This window comes from Trinickia sp. (assembly GCF_051954495.1).
Lineage (GTDB): Bacteria > Pseudomonadota > Gammaproteobacteria > Burkholderiales > Burkholderiaceae > Trinickia.
In genome coordinates, this window is sequence record NZ_JBQCHR010000092.1 from 15,500 (window position 1) to 29,983 (window position 14,484).

The following is a 14,484-nucleotide window of genomic DNA, read 5'->3' on the forward strand; positions in this document are numbered from 1 at the left end:
CGGCTCGAACAGTTGCGTCGCAAGCGCACTTCCGGATCACATTCGCTATGAGCAAGCCAACGCCCACCCTCGCACAAGTCGCGCAGATAGCCGGGGTCTCGCAAATGACCGCGTCCCGAGCACTGAACGACCGCCCCGGCGTATCGCGGGAAACGCGCGAGGACGTGTTGAAAATCGCGGCCGACATCGGTTACGTCGCAAACCGCAGCGCGCAAAAGCTTTCCGGCGGACGCAACGGCATCATCGGCATCATTACGCCCACGCTCGATAATCAATTCGCGAGCGAGCTGATTCTCTGCGTGGCTCGCGCGGCTCGCGCGGTTGGCTACGAGACGCTCCTCTATACGGTCTTCGACGAGGACCGCGGCGCGCATCGCAACTTGATCGGCTTGCTGCCGCAGTTCGCGGACGGCGTCGTCGCGGTGCTGCCGCGGGAATCGGCATGGTTCGACACGCTGACGGCAGCGCGTATGCCCGTCGTGCTGATCGATCAAAGGGGTTCGTTGACGAGCTTTCCGTCCATTTCGGTGGACAGCTACGGCGGGGCTTGCCTCGCCGTCGAGCATCTCGTCCAGCTCGGACATCGACGCATCGCATTCATAGCGGGGGATGAGACCATCGAAGGCGTCAAAGACCGGCGGCGTGCCTACAACGATACGCTCGAGCATCATGGCCTGCCGCGGGCCACCGAACTCGTCGCGAAGGGCGACCTATCGCAGATGAAAGGCTTCGAAGCCGCGTCTCGCCTGCTAAATTTGGCCAAACCGCCGACCGCCATCTTCGCCGCCAACGATCTGAGCGCGTTTGGCGCGATTGCAGCGGTGAGCGAAGCTGGACTGCGCGTCCCAGACGATGTCTCGATCATCGGCTTCGACGACATCCCGATGGCTGCCCAAGTGCACCCCGCGCTGACCACCGTGCGTCAACCGTTCCAACAGATGGCGAAGGCCGCCGTCAATTCGTTGCTCGCCACGATGGCGGGCGCCGAAGCGCCGGCAGCACGCATCACGCTTCCAGCCGAGCTGATCGTTCGCGACTCGGCGGGCCGCGCGTTGCGCACCGGGCGCAAAAGCATCGCGCGACCGGCAACTGCATCCAAAGCATCGCGCAAGCACGCGTAGCGTGAGAAGGTCGTCGTGTGCGCCCCGCCCCCGCATGCGCGAGCTCTTTTCTTATTCGTCGCGCGCCTTGGGTTCGGCGAACGTCCCGAATTCGACGGGAAGTCGATAAACCTGCGCGATACGCATTGCGGCGTACGTCGCGCTGCCGGCATTCGCGAAATCGAGAAAGGGATGCTCGCCACCGTCGTGATCGACTAGGTACACGCCAAAGCATTCCCGCCGGCCGACGAAAGCACGCGTGGCGGGTTCCCGATGCTGCACCGCATGCACGGCAATGCGCTTCACGGCAGGCAGTAGCGCACGGAACGCCACGATTCGCACCTCGCCGGAAGCGGGCATCGCCTCGGCGCCGCCGAAAATGTCGGCAGGAAAATCGACGACGCTCGAGCGCTCCAATGCTGATTCGGATGTAGCTGTCGAATAAGAAGCGCGGCCGGTGGATAAACCGGCCGCAAAGCCGCCTGCATGGGAGGCCGAGGAGGCACAGGCGGGGCGCGGCTCGCAAGCGGGCCGCGCACACGAGAGATCGTGACCGCAAGACATGGCGTCAGGTGCAAGAAACCGGGCGACGCACACCGTTGCGGTATGCGCCGCGAGGAATAAATAGCGTCGCGCGCAACCCGCGAACGGGGTGGCTTGCGCGCGACGAGGCCGCCTGCATCCGAGGCCTGAGCAATGCTTGTCTGGCAGGCGGGACACGGCGTAGTACGCGCGTGCCATGAGGGATCGGGTAGAGGTACCCTGCTCGCGTGCTCATTGGCGGCGCAGACGTACGATGTCACCCAGCGTTAAGCGTTACCGCGCAGCGGCCTGAGCCCCGGCGCCGGTCCACTGCGCTCGCCGGCCGGCTGCAGCGGCTCACCCGAGACGCGCAATGCGACCGCGGTCGCGACCGTACTCGCGTAAACATTGAGCGCCGTACGGCCCATATCGAAGAAGGCGTCGATCCCAAGGATGAGCAAAACGGCTTCCGCCGGCAGCCCGATCGCCGCGAGAATCACCGTAATTGCCACAACCGCGCCCGAGGGCACGTTCGCCGCGCCGTCGATCATGATCGTCGTGAGCACGATGATCGTGAACACGAGCGGCCAGCTCCAAGTCACGTGATAGACATCGGCCAGATAGCCCACGGCCAACGCCGTATAGAGCACGGCGCCGTCCCGATTGAAAATGTACGAAAGCGGCAAGATCGTCGACGCGACCGACTGCGGCACGCCCATCTCGGTGAGCTTTTTCAAGTGCAGCGGAAACGTGATTTCCGACGACCGCGTGGTGAATGCAAGAATCAACGGCTCGCTCACGTGCTTGACGACTGCGCGCGGCGAGAGCCCGGTGGACTTCACGATCAGCGTCAGCAAGACCGCGAGGATCGCCATGCCGAGATAGGCCACGCCGAGCAGTTTGAGCAGCGGCACCAGCGCCGATACGCCCTTCGACGCAAGCAATCCCGCCAGCGTCGCGAAAATCGCAACCGGCGAAAACGCCACGACCCACTCGGTCAGCTTGAACAATGCGGCCAACATGGAATCGAGCACCGCGACGAGCGGCCCGGCCTTGTCTTCGACAGCGGCCAGCGCCGAGCCGAGCAGCACGCCGAACACGAGCACCGGCACGGAATTGCCCGATGCGAGGGCCGACACGATGTTGGCGGGCACGAGATCGACGACGAACTGCATCCAGTCGACGCCGCCGGCCAGGTTCTTCGGCATCGCGGCCGTTTGCGTCATGCTGGCCCCGACGCCCGGGTGAAACAGAAAATTGAGACCTAGACCCAGCGCCGCCGCCACGAAGGTGGCCGCAATGAAGAATGCGATGCTCAGCATCGCGGTCCTGCCCAAATGCCCGCGCTGCACGGCGGCGCGAAACGTGCCGACGGTGACCGACAGCAAGATCAGCGGCATGACGACCATCTTGATCGCGTGAGCAAAGATGGTCGACAGAAACGACAGCTTCGCCGCGAAAGCCGGCACGAGCACGCCGAACAAGGCGCCCAGCACGAGCCCCGCGATCATTTGAACGGGAACGGATATTCCTCTACGGTTGTTGGTCATTTTGGCCTCGGATTAATTTGATTCTTGCGTCGGTGCCATCCAGAATGTGATTCCACATGTGCCGACGTGCCGCGTCGGGCTGTTTTGATTGAATTGATGCGTAAATGCTCAGGTGCTCCAACGTGCCGCGCCGCACCGTCGCGGCATCGTCGCGATGCAATTCGTTGAGCGCCAGCCCCGTCTGGGCGCGCAGCATCCGGTACGAGGTATAGAGCCGCTCGTTCTTCGCGGCTTCGAACATCTCTTGGTGAAATACCCAGCCTACGCGCTGCTCCGTCATCAGATCGGTGGAATCGTCTTCGACGAGGCGGCTTAATTGGTCCGCGGCGGTGGTCAACCCTTCAGTCGCCCCGTTGACCGCGGCCAAATACGCGGCCGTGCTCTCCAACGCCAGCCTCACTTCGAAAATCTCTCGTAGATCGATTTTCGTGGGCGCCGTGACATACGTCCCTTTGCGCGGAACGACCTCCACGAGGCCTTCCACGACGAGGCGTTGAATGGCGGAGCGCACCGGCATGTGGCCAAGCATGAGTTCGTCGGCCATGTTGCGCGGAGAAACGGGGTGTCCGGCCGCAAGCCGCCCATCGAGAATGCGCGAACGAATCTGCGTGTAAGCCGTTTGCGTATCGGACTGACGGTCTTCCGCCATCTGAGATCTCAGTTAGGTTGTTATGCCGAAATATTTGGTTCGCCCAGAGATTACCCGATTGCTTAGCGAGGTGGACCTGATATTTTTAGGAGTATAAACGTTTCGCGAATTGAGGTAGTACCTTTCGGATGTCGATTGACCGGAACCGCAGATCGATTGGACAGGAGAGTTTTAACTCGTAGGATTTCATTGCCGGGTTGGACAAAAGTGATGAAAAGAAGGGATAGTCCAGAATGTCTTGATTGCCGCGAGATAGACAATCCCGTCTTCCCAATTTTGAACAAATTGGGCACACTGCCACGCTACGACAATCTCAAATACATATGCCTGATAGCCGCGCGCTCTTTTCTATCCATGCCGTTTCGGCCGAACACGTCGTTCCGCTTCGGCGCGCGATTTTGCTCGACAACCAATCCGACTCCTGCCGCTTTCGCGGCGACGACGATCCAAAGACGTTGCACGTGGCCGTCTATCAAGGCGACCGGATCATAGCGGTCGCGACCGTCTGCCGCGAGGCCTTGCCCGGATCACAGAGCGATACGGCCTGGCGCTTGAGAGGCGTGGCCGTCGAGCCGCACGCGCGCGGGTATGGCTTCGGCCGCACGCTCATGAAGTTGTGCTTCGACCATGCGCATCGGCACGGCGGCAGGCTCGCCTGGTGTACTGCAAGGGAATCGGCCCGCGGGTTTTATGAAGCCCTCGGGTTCTCCTCTTCATCCCCGCCGTTCAAATTACCTTCCAGAGGCGACCTGCTGTTCTACGAAATGCACTACGTTTTGCCGGGCGAGCCCATTTCGGACGTCGAATAAAACCGCGAAGGGGGATGGCGGCCAGCGGCTGTCGATCGAGCGAAGCTTGCCCGCACAGCCGCTGGCCGGCGCCGCCATGAAACGCCGAAACCCATCACGCCACGAGGGCTAGCAATTGGCGGTTGAACTTCGGCTCGATTTCGCGCGCTTCTTTAGCCAAATTGACTTGCTTGGTCGATTTCGCGACGTCGATCAAGTCGCTGCTGATCGAGTAGGCGCCGCGGTTCGCGAGCCACACGAGCACGTCCGACAAGTGCCACACCGTGGGATTGCCTTCGTGAACCGGCAGCGGAAATTGAGACGGATGCGCAAGCATCAGCTTTCTCATGTTTTGACGCGAAACGCCGGCGACGTCGGCCACATCGGTCAACCCCACGAAATCGGGACCCGCCTCCACGAGCCGCGCCGACGCGATGGCTCGCTTGACGTCGTGCAACGCCGTATGAATAGCCGACCAGGCATCCGGACTTTCGCGTCTGAACGCCAAGGCGATTCGGCCAGGCTGGCCGACGCCGACGGTTGCATCGTCGCAGCCTGCTTCGAATAGACGCTCGACGATCTGCTCATGATCGCAATCGTCGTCCGCCAATTGATACTTGAGCGTAAATACGTATTCCATCAGGACTCCTAAGTTTCTTGCCGCCCGTTCGATTTCGAACCGGTCTTACAATTCGCCGCCGCGCAATGATCAACCACGCGTTTCAAGGTTCTCGCGTGGCTAGCGGGGCAACGCGGCGTGCTCCAGATGCTGGTGATGCAAAATTCCCCACAGCGGCATTCGACATCGTTATACGGGCAAAGCATTTTCCCCCAGGCATGCCCGTTTCCTTGGCGCGGCTGTACCCGCCAGCCGCGAATCTCCGCATAAACGAGGGCCGCTTCGATGTCCTTCTTTGGGTGTGGTCTGTGCATTCGTCAGTACGGTAAGAATACCGCCCATAGTTAAGGTTGTCAAGTGACAACCTTGGGTTGATCGACGAATGGAGAGTACAGGCTACGGCGTTCACACATGAATACACCGAACGACATAGTCAGCACACGGAGGACAGCGGACAAACCGACAAAAAAAGCCCCGACGGTGTAACCCGACGGGGCTTTGACGACTGCCGCACCGGCCGGCTCGCGAGAGCCGGCGGTAAGTCGTATTAGGCGCGTTGGCCGATCGGCTTCGCTTCGCGCGGCGTTTCGCCGATGAAGAGCTGGCGCGGACGGCCGATCTTCTGTTCGGCTTCGGAGATCATCTCGTTCCACTGCGCAATCCAGCCGACCGTACGTGCCATCGCGAAAATGCAGGTGAACATCGACGTCGGGATGCCGAGCGCGCGCTGAACGATACCCGAGTAGAAGTCGACGTTCGGATACAGCTTGCGCGACACGAAGTATTCGTCTTCGAGGGCGATCTTTTCGAGCTGCATCGCGAGCTTGAACAGCGGGTCGTCATGCAGCCCCAGTTCCTCGAGCACCTCGTGGCACGTTTCGCGCATGAGCTTCGCACGCGGGTCGTAGTTCTTGTACACACGGTGACCGAAGCCCATCAGCTTCACGCCCGAATTCTTGTCCTTCACTTGCCGGATGAATTCGGGGATGTTGTCGGGCGAGCCGATCTGCTCGAGCATGTTCAGCGCCGCTTCGTTGGCGCCGCCGTGCGCCGGGCCCCACAGACAGGCGATACCAGCGGCGATACAGGCGAACGGATTGGCGCCCGACGAACCCGCCAAACGCACCGTCGAGGTCGATGCGTTCTGTTCGTGGTCGGCGTGCAGAATCAAGATGCGGTCGAGCGCGCGCACGAGCACGTCGTTGATCTTGTACTCTTCGCACGGGTTCGAGAACATCATGCGCATGAAGTTCGCGCTGTACGACAAGTCGTTCTTCGGATAGACGAACGGCTGGCCGATGCTGTACTTGTAAGCCATCGCCACGAGCGTCGGCAGCTTCGCGATCATGCGAATGGCCGATACGTCGCGGTGGTGCGGATCGTTGATGTTCAGGGAATCGTGATAGAACGCCGACAGCGCGCCAACGGATGCGACGAGAATCGCCATCGGGTGCGAATCGCGGCGGAAGCCGCGGAAGAAGAACTGCATCTGCTCGTGCACCATCGTATGGCGCGTCACCGTGCTGACGAATTCGTCCTTCTGCTTGGCGTTCGGTAGATCGCCTTTCAACAGCAGGTAGCACGTTTCGAGGAAGTCCGCGTTTTGCGCGAGATTGTCGATCGGGAAGCCGCGGTACAGCAGCTCGCCCTTGTCCCCATCGATATACGTGATGGCCGAGTTGCACGACGCCGTCGACATGAAGCCGGGGTCGTACGTGAACTTGCCGGTTTGGCCGTACAGCTTGCGGATGTCGATTACGTCCGGGCCCATCGTGCCCTTGTAGATCGGCAGTTCGACGCTCGGCGAGTTATCGCTGAACGAGAGCGTGGCTTTAACATCTGACGGAGTCATAGCATCCTCAATCGAAGTTGGAACGGGTTTCCGATCATGCGCGCGCGGCGCGTCCAGCATTGCGGCGCTCAAACGGCGCGCAACAGCCCCAGCACCCGGACGATATCCGGGTCGGAAAGGTCGCCTTCCGGTTCCTTGCGAGCGAGAAGCAAGTCCATCAGGTCGTTGTCGCTCAGCTCGAACAGACGCGTGAGCGCGCCCACGTCGTTGTCGCTGAGGCTATCTTCATAACGGCTAAAAAAACGTTCGAAGATCAGGTCGTTTTCCAGCAAACCCCGCCGGGAGCGCCAGCGAAGGCGCGCACGGCGGTGCGGGTCGGACTGATGCGAGGCATCAGTATGCGCCGAGCCGCCCCCGGAAGTCCCGAAGGACTCGTCGGGGGACGGCGAACGATGCGAGCGCTCGAAGGCCGCGTTCATTCTTTAAACCGCGCGGCGCACCATCAGTTCCTTGATCTTGCCGATCGCCTTCGTCGGGTTGAGCCCCTTCGGGCACACGTCGACGCAGTTCATGATCGTATGGCAACGGAACAGACGGTACGGATCTTCGAGATTGTCCAGACGCTCGCCGGTCGCCTGGTCGCGGCTGTCGGCGATAAACCGATAGGCCTGCAGCAATCCCGCCGGGCCGACGAACTTGTCCGGGTTCCACCAGAAGCTCGGGCACGACGTCGAGCAGCTCGCGCAGAGAATGCACTCGTACAAGCCGTCGAGTTCGTCGCGCTCTTGCGGCGACTGCAGACGCTCCTTCTCGGGCGGCGGCGTATCGTTGATGAGGTACGGCTTGATCGAGTGATACTGATTGAAGAATTGCGTGAAGTCGCAAATCAAATCGCGCACCACGGGCAGGCCCGGCAGCGGACGCAGCACGATCTTTTGCGGCAGATCGTTCAGGTTCGTCAGACAGGCGAGACCATTCTTGCCGTTGATGTTCATCGCGTCGGAACCGCAGACGCCCTCGCGGCACGAGCGGCGGAACGACAGCGTTTCGTCGAGCGCCTTCAGCTTCACGAGCGCGTCGAGCAGCATGCGGTCGCCCGGCCCGATCTCGAGCTCGTACGTCTGCATGCGCGGCGCCGCGTCCTTATCCGGATCGTAGCGGTAGATTTCGAAAGTACGTTTTGCCATTTCGCGTGTGTCCTTTGATTGCGCCCGCTTAGAAGGTACGCGCCTTCGGCGGCACCGATTCGACCGTCAGCGGATTCATGTGCACCGGCTTGTAATCGAGGCGATCGCCTTCGCTGAACCACAGCGTGTGGCGCAGCCAATTGACGTCGTCGCGTTCTTCGAAATCGCTCTGGGCGTGCGCGCCGCGGCTTTCCTTGCGCGCTTCGGCCGAGACCATGGTCGCCCGTGCGACTTCGATCAGGTTCGCGAGTTCGAGCGCTTCGACGCGAGCCGTGTTGAACACCTTCGACTTGTCCTTCAAGTGCACGTGATTCACGCGCTCGGCGACTTCCTTGATCTTCTCGACGCCTTCGGCCAGCAGCTTCGACGTACGGAACACGCCGGCATGCGATTGCATCGTCGAACGGATGTCGCCGGCGATCGCTTGCGTGTACTCGCCGGACGTCGACTTGTCGAGCTTGTCCAGGCGCGAGAGCGCGAAATCGGCGGCGTCGGCCGGCAGCGGCTTGTGCTCTTTCAGATCCTTGACGTGCTTGACGATATGGTTGCCCGCGGCGCGGCCGAAAACCACCAGATCGAGCAGCGAGTTCGTGCCGAGGCGGTTCGCGCCGTGCACGGACACGCAAGAGCATTCGCCGACCGCGTAGAAGCCGTTGACGACTTCTTCGTGACCGCGCGGCGTACCGACGACTTGGCCGTGAATATTCGTCGGAATGCCGCCCATTTGATAGTGGATGGTCGGTACGACGGGGATCGGCTCTTTGATGCAATCGACGTTCGCGAACTTCAGTGCGATTTCGCGGATCGACGGCAGACGCTTCATGATCGTCTCGGCGCCGATGTGCGACAGGTCGAGCAGCACATGGTCCTTGTTCGGACCCACGCCGCGGCCTTCCTTGATTTCCTGGTCCATCGAGCGCGACACGAAGTCGCGCGGCGCCAGATCCTTCAGCGTCGGCGCGTAGCGCTCCATGAAGCGTTCGCCGTTCGCGTTGCGCAGAATGCCGCCTTCGCCGCGCACGCCTTCGGTGATCAGCACGCCCGCGCCGGCCACGCCGGTGGGGTGGAACTGCCAGAACTCCATGTCTTGCAGGGCGATGCCCGAGCGAGCCGCCATGCCGAGACCGTCGCCGGTATTGATGAACGCATTCGTCGACGCCGCGAAGATTCGGCCCGCGCCGCCCGTGGCGAACAGCGTGCATTTGCCTTCGAGGATGTAGACGTCGCCCGTCTCCATTTCGAGGGCCGTGACGCCGAGTACGTCGCCGTCGGCGTCGCGGATCAGATCCAGCGCCATCCATTCGACGAAAAATTGCGTCTTCGCCGCGACGTTTTGCTGGTACAGCGTATGCAGCAGCGCGTGGCCGGTGCGGTCGGCCGCCGCGCACGCGCGCTGCACGGGCTTCTCGCCGTAGTTGGCCGTGTGACCGCCGAACGGGCGCTGATAGATCGTGCCGTCCGCGTTACGGTCGAAGGGCATGCCGAAGTGCTCGAGCTCGTAGACGGCGTTCGGCGCTTCGCGGCACATGAACTCGATCGCGTCTTGGTCGCCCAGCCAGTCCGAGCCCTTGATCGTGTCGTAGAAATGGTAGTGCCAGTTGTCTTCGCTCATGTTGCCGAGCGAGGCGCCGATCCCGCCTTGCGCGGCGACCGTGTGCGAACGCGTCGGGAACACCTTCGAGAGCACGCAAACCGACAAGCCTGCGCGTGCCAGCTGCAGCGAAGCGCGCATCCCCGAGCCGCCCGCGCCGACGATGACCACGTCGAAGCGGCGACGCGGCAGAGAATTCTTGATTGCAACCATTCTTTTACACTCTCCAGAGAATCTGCGCAGCGTAGCCCGCACAGACGAGCAGCCAGACGATCGTCAGCGCCTGCAACACGAGCCGTGTGCCGACGGGCTTCACATAGTCCATCCAGATGTCGCGCACGCCCACCCATGCGTGGTAGAAGAGCGAGAGCAAGGTGACGAACGTCGCGAGCTTCATCCATTGAGTGGCGAAGATCGAGGCCCAGCCGTCGTAGGAGAAGTCTTGCGCGCCGAAGAACCAGACGAGCAGGATGACGGTGTAGATCGCCATGATGACGGCGGTGATGCGCTGCGCGAGCCAATCGCGCAGGCCGTAGTGCGCGCCGACGACGAGGCGCTTCGAGCCGATTCGGTTGTTGGCTGCCATTTTCTTAGAAAGCTCCGAACAGTTTGAGCGCGAAGGCGATCGTCAGGATCGACGACACGACGAACACGACGATGGAAGTGCGCTTGCCGCTTTCCTTGTTCACCGAGTCATGGTTCGTATCCATCAAAAGATGACGGACACCGGCGCAGAAGTGAAAGAGGAAAGCCCACGCGAGCCCGAGCGTGACGATCTTGACGATGATGTTGGACAGAAAGCCCTTGAAGACTTCGAAGCTGAGTTCGGAAGTGAGGCTCTGGCTGAAGAGGTACAGCAGGAATGGAAGGAAGAGGAAGAGTGCCGCACCGCTCACCCGATGCAGGATGGACACCTTCGCCGCCAACGGTAGACGGTATGTCATCGTAATGTCGCCAATCCCGATGTTCCGGAATTCCGGCCTCGGTTTTTTTACGGCTTCTGTCATGCTAGACCCCTACTATGTAGTCACACTAACCCGCGATTTTAGCGCTTTTTCATTCCGCAGCGCAGCGAAAACCGGAGTACACCGTTGCGCGATCCGCAACGAACGCGCCCGCGCCGACTTGCGCCGGGGCGCTCGCACCCGCATCAGCTCAAGTCGTTCTGATAGTAATACCCGGTTGTGACATACCAACCGCGGCGCACTTCGACGGGCCGATCTCCGTACGTATAGGACACACGCTCGACCGACAGCAACGGAAAACCGGCCGGGACGCCGAGCAACTCCCCCACGCCGGGCTCGGCCGCGACCGCTCGGATCTTTTCCGTTGCGCGAATCATGCGCGTACCGAATTCCGCCTCGAACATGGCATAGAGCGGCCCTTTGTATTCGCTCAGGCGCTCGACCGTCAGCCCCCGGAACACCGCGCCGGGCAACCAGATCTCGTCGAGCACGGTCGTTACACCGTCGAACTGCAGCAGGCGCTTGATCAAGACGACGGGATCGGCGGGTTTCAGTTCGAGCTGGCGCGCGATTTCCGCCGGCGCGCGCAGGCGCCGGCATTCGAGCAGCTTGCTGACGTGAGGATGTTCGGCGCCGTCGTCGGCCAACAATCGCAAGAACCGGAACTGCGCCCGGTCCTCGTTGTGGGTCGCAACGAATGTGCCCTTGCCCTGGCGGCGCACGAGCAGATTTTCCGCGGCCAGCTCGTCGATCGCCTTTCTAACAGTTCCCTGACTGACCTTGTAGCGGGCGGCGAGCTCGACCTCGCTGGGAATGATCTCGCCGGGCTTCCATTCGCCCGATTCGAGGCTCTGCGTAATGAGCCCCTTGATTTGCTGATAAAGCGGGCTGAACGTAGGCGAAGCGCTGCCCGCGGCCGCGCCCTCGAGGGACTGGCCGGTCGGATTGCCTGGGCTTGCCTGGTTCGCATTCATCCGCGCATTTCAACACAAAGCGGCCTGGCCCGTCCAGGTCTTCATCAGAAATTCATATGTCTTATATAAGACATAAGATACGGTTCGTCTCGGTTGACTTTGAGCAGCCTCGATCCTACACTCCGACGCGAGCAAGGGTTTCGCCCTAGTTTCGGCCTACACGCTTTGCGTAACGCGCCTAAAATAGCGCTTTTCCCAAGCGTAACCGCATCACGCACCAACGCATCCCTGGAGAGTTCAATGGCTAAGTCCGCAAAGCGCGTTGCCGTCACCGGCGCCGCAGGTCAAATCGGTTACTCGCTGCTGTTTCGTATCGCCAACGGCGATCTGCTCGGCAAGGACCAGCCCGTCATCCTGCAATTGCTCGACCTCCCGCAAGCACAAGCCGCGGTCAAGGGCGTCGTCATGGAGCTGGAAGACTGCGCGTTCCCGTTGCTCGCGGGCGTGGTCGTGACGGACGATCCCAAGGTCGCGTTCAAGGACGCCGATATCGCGCTGCTCGTGGGCGCCCGCCCGCGTTCGAAGGGCATGGAGCGTAAGGATCTGCTCTCGGCCAACGCCGAGATCTTTACGGTTCAAGGCCGTGCGCTGAACGAAGTCGCCAGCCGCGACGTGAAGGTGCTCGTCGTCGGCAACCCGGCGAACACGAATGCCTACATCGCCATGAAGTCGGCCCCGGATCTGCCGAAGAAGAACTTCACCGCCATGCTGCGCCTGGACCACAATCGCGCGCTGTCGCAAATCGCCGCCAAGTCGGGCAAGCCGGTTTCGTCGCTCGAAAAGGTGACGGTGTGGGGCAACCACTCCCCGACGATGTACGCCGACTACCGCTTCGCGACGGCCGACGGCCAATCGGTGAAGGCGCTTATCAACGACGAGGAATGGAACCGCAACACGTTCCAGCCGACGGTCGGCAAGCGCGGCGCGGCCATCATCGAAGCGCGCGGCCTGTCGTCGGCGGCTTCGGCGGCCAATGCGGCCATCGATCACGTGCGTGACTGGGTGCTCGGCACGAACGGCAAGTGGGTCACGATGGGCATCCCGTCGGACGGCTCGTACGGCATCCCCGAAGACATCGTCTACGGCGTGCCGGTCACGTGCGAAAACGGCGAGTACAAGCGTGTGGAAGGCCTCGAAATCGACGCCTTCTCGCGCGAGAAGATGGACTTCACGCTGAACGAGCTCCTCGAAGAGCGCGACGGCGTGCAGCACCTGCTCGGCTGATCGTCTCAAGCCGGCATCGCCCCGTTTGAACGGGCGCGCCGGCAAACGGCACGAGAGCACGGCGCCGAGCCCCGCGCATCCACATGCGCGGGGCCGGCGCCGGCGCCACATGTCGGATTCGCGCGCGCTTTGCGATGCAAGCTGCGCTCGCGGCAGAGTTCGCGCGAATCCGGCTTTCTCGAATCGTTTCAAGCTCCTGACGCCGAAGATGCGCGCCCTCACTCCCGCGGAAGTGTTGTTTGACGGCGAAACGCCCCCTGCGCTGCTGCCTGTTTGCGATCACTACGCGGGCAGCGAAAAGCTGATGCTCAAATCGCTGGCGCTGCAAGCGCAGCTCGGGCCGGTGTTCGACGTGACCCTCGACTGCGAGGACGGCGCGGCGGTGGGCCACGAGGCGGAGCATGCCGAGCTCGTCGCCTCGCTCATCGGCGGCGAGCACGACCGCTACGGCCGCGTCGGCGTGCGGATCCATGATTTCGCCCATCCGCATTGGCGCGACGACGTGCGCTTGATTCTGCGCGCCGCCAAGCGGGCGCCCGCGTTCGTGACGGTGCCCAAGGTGAGCAACGTGGCCGACGCCGCCGAAATGTGCGCGTTCATCGAAGCCACGCGCCGCGAGTTCGGCATCGAGAAACCGGTTCCCACCCAATTGCTGATCGAAACGCATGGCGCGCTGGCCGAGGTTTTTCGTCTCGCATCGCTGCCCACCGTGGAAGCGTTGTCTTTCGGCTTGATGGATTTCGTCTCGGCACACGACGGGGCGATTCCCGATGCCGCGATGCGTTCGCCCGGCCAATTCGACCATCCGCTCGTGCGGCGCGCCAAGCTCGAGATCGCCGCCGCCTGCCATGCGCACGGCCGTGTGCCGTCGCACAACGTCAGCACCGAAATTCATGACATGTCGGTGGTTGCCGCCGACGCCGCGCGCGCCCGCGACGAGTTCGGCTATACGCGTATGTGGAGCATCCACCCGGCGCAAGTGCCCGTGATCGTCGCCGCATTCGCGCCGCGCGAGGAAGCCATAGCGACGGCCGCGGAGATTCTCCTGGCCGCGCAGGCCGCTCAATGGGGGCCGACGCGCCACGGCAACACGCTGCACGACCGCGCAAGCTACCGCTATTACTGGTCGGTGCTGCGCCGCGCGCACGCGACCGGCCGGCCGCTGCCGCCCGAAACGGCGTCGCTTTTCGGCGCCCACGCATCCTCGGAGGGGAGATCATGACTGCTCAATCATCGGCTCTGGCCTCGCCCGGCGCGGCGTTCCGCGCCGCCGTCGCGGCCGAACAGCCGCTGCAGGTCGTCGGCGCCATCACCGCCTACGCCGCGAAAATGGCGCAAGCCACCGGCTTCAAGGCTGTCTATCTGTCCGGCGGCGGCGTAGCCGCGAATTCGCTGGGCATCCCCGATCTGGGCATCAGCACGATGGAAGACGTGCTGATCGACGCCCGCCGTATCACCGACGCCTGCTCGCTGCCTTTGCTCGTCGATATCGACACGGGCTGGGGCGGCGCCTTCAACATTGC

At 62.3% G+C, this 14,484-nt stretch carries 16 protein-coding genes and 1 pseudogene; 5 read left to right on the forward strand and 12 right to left on the reverse strand.

Annotated features, from left to right (window positions below; genetic code table 11):
* The first annotated feature begins 47 nt into the window (after positions 1-47).
* Positions 48-1,121 (forward strand): LacI family DNA-binding transcriptional regulator, encoded by a 1,074-nt coding sequence (locus tag ACTHNR_RS13310; protein WP_440548121.1) that lies wholly within the window; start codon positions 48-50, stop codon positions 1,119-1,121.
* Between the two features lie 51 nt (positions 1,122-1,172).
* Here ACTHNR_RS13310 and ACTHNR_RS13315 read toward each other — a convergent pair whose 3' ends face one another.
* The 3 genes from ACTHNR_RS13315 to ACTHNR_RS13325 form a co-directional block, all read right to left on the reverse strand.
* On the reverse strand, positions 1,173-1,517 hold the full coding sequence (locus ACTHNR_RS13315) for a hypothetical protein (RefSeq protein ID WP_440548122.1): 345 nt from the start codon (positions 1,515-1,517) through the stop codon (positions 1,173-1,175).
* Between the two features lie 392 nt (positions 1,518-1,909).
* A complete protein-coding gene (locus tag ACTHNR_RS13320; RefSeq protein WP_440548123.1) occupies positions 1,910-3,172 on the reverse strand; it encodes a dicarboxylate/amino acid:cation symporter in 1,263 nt (420 codons plus the stop codon).
* Positions 3,156-3,821, reverse strand: coding sequence for a GntR family transcriptional regulator (locus ACTHNR_RS13325; RefSeq protein ID WP_440548124.1), 666 nt, complete (start codon positions 3,819-3,821; stop codon positions 3,156-3,158). The genes ACTHNR_RS13320 and ACTHNR_RS13325 overlap by 17 nt, the downstream gene beginning before the upstream one ends.
* Before the next feature lie 323 nt (positions 3,822-4,144).
* On the opposite strand from ACTHNR_RS13325, the gene ACTHNR_RS13330 reads away from it, so the two are divergent.
* Positions 4,145-4,630 (forward strand): GNAT family N-acetyltransferase, encoded by a 486-nt coding sequence (locus tag ACTHNR_RS13330; protein WP_440548125.1) that lies wholly within the window; start codon positions 4,145-4,147, stop codon positions 4,628-4,630.
* 94 nt (positions 4,631-4,724) lie between these two features.
* Here ACTHNR_RS13330 and ACTHNR_RS13335 read toward each other — a convergent pair whose 3' ends face one another.
* From ACTHNR_RS13335 to ACTHNR_RS13375, 9 genes and pseudogenes are all read right to left on the reverse strand, one after another.
* Entirely contained in the window at positions 4,725-5,249 is a 525-nt protein-coding gene (locus tag ACTHNR_RS13335; RefSeq protein ID WP_440548126.1) for a DNA-binding protein, read from the reverse strand.
* Between the two features lie 8 nt (positions 5,250-5,257).
* Positions 5,258-5,542, reverse strand: coding sequence for a hypothetical protein (locus ACTHNR_RS13340; RefSeq protein ID WP_440548127.1), 285 nt, complete (start codon positions 5,540-5,542; stop codon positions 5,258-5,260).
* Positions 5,543-5,775: 233 nt separating this feature from the next.
* Positions 5,776-7,080, reverse strand: a complete 1,305-nt coding sequence (gene gltA, locus ACTHNR_RS13345; RefSeq protein ID WP_440548128.1) for a citrate synthase — start codon at positions 7,078-7,080, stop codon at positions 5,776-5,778.
* 68 nt (positions 7,081-7,148) lie between these two features.
* Positions 7,149-7,418 (reverse strand): annotated as a pseudogene (locus ACTHNR_RS13350) (succinate dehydrogenase assembly factor 2); the annotation flags it as partial.
* A gap of 84 nt (positions 7,419-7,502) precedes the next feature.
* Positions 7,503-8,207, reverse strand: a complete 705-nt coding sequence (locus tag ACTHNR_RS13355) for a succinate dehydrogenase iron-sulfur subunit (RefSeq protein ID WP_440548129.1) — start codon at positions 8,205-8,207, stop codon at positions 7,503-7,505.
* A 28-nt stretch (positions 8,208-8,235) separates the two neighbouring features.
* Entirely contained in the window at positions 8,236-10,011 is a 1,776-nt protein-coding gene (sdhA, locus tag ACTHNR_RS13360; protein WP_440548130.1) for a succinate dehydrogenase flavoprotein subunit, read from the reverse strand.
* A gap of 4 nt (positions 10,012-10,015) precedes the next feature.
* On the reverse strand, positions 10,016-10,384 hold the full coding sequence (gene sdhD, locus ACTHNR_RS13365) for a succinate dehydrogenase, hydrophobic membrane anchor protein (protein ID WP_440548131.1): 369 nt from the start codon (positions 10,382-10,384) through the stop codon (positions 10,016-10,018).
* Positions 10,385-10,388: 4 nt separating this feature from the next.
* Positions 10,389-10,805 (reverse strand): succinate dehydrogenase, cytochrome b556 subunit, encoded by a 417-nt coding sequence (gene sdhC, locus ACTHNR_RS13370; protein ID WP_440548133.1) that lies wholly within the window; start codon positions 10,803-10,805, stop codon positions 10,389-10,391.
* Between the two features lie 143 nt (positions 10,806-10,948).
* On the reverse strand, positions 10,949-11,737 hold the full coding sequence (locus ACTHNR_RS13375) for a GntR family transcriptional regulator (RefSeq protein ID WP_440548134.1): 789 nt from the start codon (positions 11,735-11,737) through the stop codon (positions 10,949-10,951).
* A gap of 240 nt (positions 11,738-11,977) precedes the next feature.
* On the opposite strand from ACTHNR_RS13375, the gene ACTHNR_RS13380 reads away from it, so the two are divergent.
* The 3 genes from ACTHNR_RS13380 to ACTHNR_RS13390 form a co-directional block, all read left to right on the forward strand.
* Entirely contained in the window at positions 11,978-12,961 is a 984-nt protein-coding gene (locus ACTHNR_RS13380) for a malate dehydrogenase (protein WP_440548135.1), read from the forward strand.
* Positions 12,962-13,169: 208 nt separating this feature from the next.
* Positions 13,170-14,183: an HpcH/HpaI aldolase/citrate lyase family protein gene (locus ACTHNR_RS13385; protein WP_440548136.1), complete on the forward strand. Its 1,014-nt coding sequence runs from the start codon at positions 13,170-13,172 to the stop codon at positions 14,181-14,183.
* On the forward strand, positions 14,180-14,484 hold a 305-nt coding region (locus ACTHNR_RS13390), incomplete at its 3' end, for an isocitrate lyase/phosphoenolpyruvate mutase family protein (protein WP_440548137.1). The genes ACTHNR_RS13385 and ACTHNR_RS13390, both read left to right, overlap by 4 nt.

Excerpts from the sequence above, each read along its gene's own strand:
- ACTHNR_RS13310 (WP_440548121.1), top strand. The coding sequence starts at position 48 with ATGAGCAAGCCAACGCCCACCCTCGCACAAGTCGCGCAGATAGCCGGG.
- ACTHNR_RS13320 (WP_440548123.1), bottom strand. The coding sequence starts at position 3,172 with ATGACCAACAACCGTAGAGGAATATCCGTTCCCGTTCAAATGATCGCG.
- ACTHNR_RS13325 (WP_440548124.1), bottom strand. The coding sequence starts at position 3,821 with ATGGCGGAAGACCGTCAGTCCGATACGCAAACGGCTTACACGCAGATT.
- ACTHNR_RS13330 (WP_440548125.1), top strand. The coding sequence starts at position 4,145 with ATGCCTGATAGCCGCGCGCTCTTTTCTATCCATGCCGTTTCGGCCGAA.
- ACTHNR_RS13335 (WP_440548126.1), bottom strand. The coding sequence starts at position 5,249 with ATGGAATACGTATTTACGCTCAAGTATCAATTGGCGGACGACGATTGC.
- ACTHNR_RS13340 (WP_440548127.1), bottom strand. The coding sequence starts at position 5,542 with ATGCACAGACCACACCCAAAGAAGGACATCGAAGCGGCCCTCGTTTAT.
- gltA (WP_440548128.1), bottom strand. The coding sequence starts at position 7,080 with ATGACTCCGTCAGATGTTAAAGCCACGCTCTCGTTCAGCGATAACTCG.
- ACTHNR_RS13355 (WP_440548129.1), bottom strand. The coding sequence starts at position 8,207 with ATGGCAAAACGTACTTTCGAAATCTACCGCTACGATCCGGATAAGGAC.
- sdhA (WP_440548130.1), bottom strand. The coding sequence starts at position 10,011 with ATGGTTGCAATCAAGAATTCTCTGCCGCGTCGCCGCTTCGACGTGGTC.
- sdhD (WP_440548131.1), bottom strand. The coding sequence starts at position 10,384 with ATGGCAGCCAACAACCGAATCGGCTCGAAGCGCCTCGTCGTCGGCGCG.
- sdhC (WP_440548133.1), bottom strand. The coding sequence starts at position 10,805 with ATGACAGAAGCCGTAAAAAAACCGAGGCCGGAATTCCGGAACATCGGG.
- ACTHNR_RS13375 (WP_440548134.1), bottom strand. The coding sequence starts at position 11,737 with ATGAATGCGAACCAGGCAAGCCCAGGCAATCCGACCGGCCAGTCCCTC.
- ACTHNR_RS13380 (WP_440548135.1), top strand. The coding sequence starts at position 11,978 with ATGGCTAAGTCCGCAAAGCGCGTTGCCGTCACCGGCGCCGCAGGTCAA.
- ACTHNR_RS13385 (WP_440548136.1), top strand. The coding sequence starts at position 13,170 with ATGCGCGCCCTCACTCCCGCGGAAGTGTTGTTTGACGGCGAAACGCCC.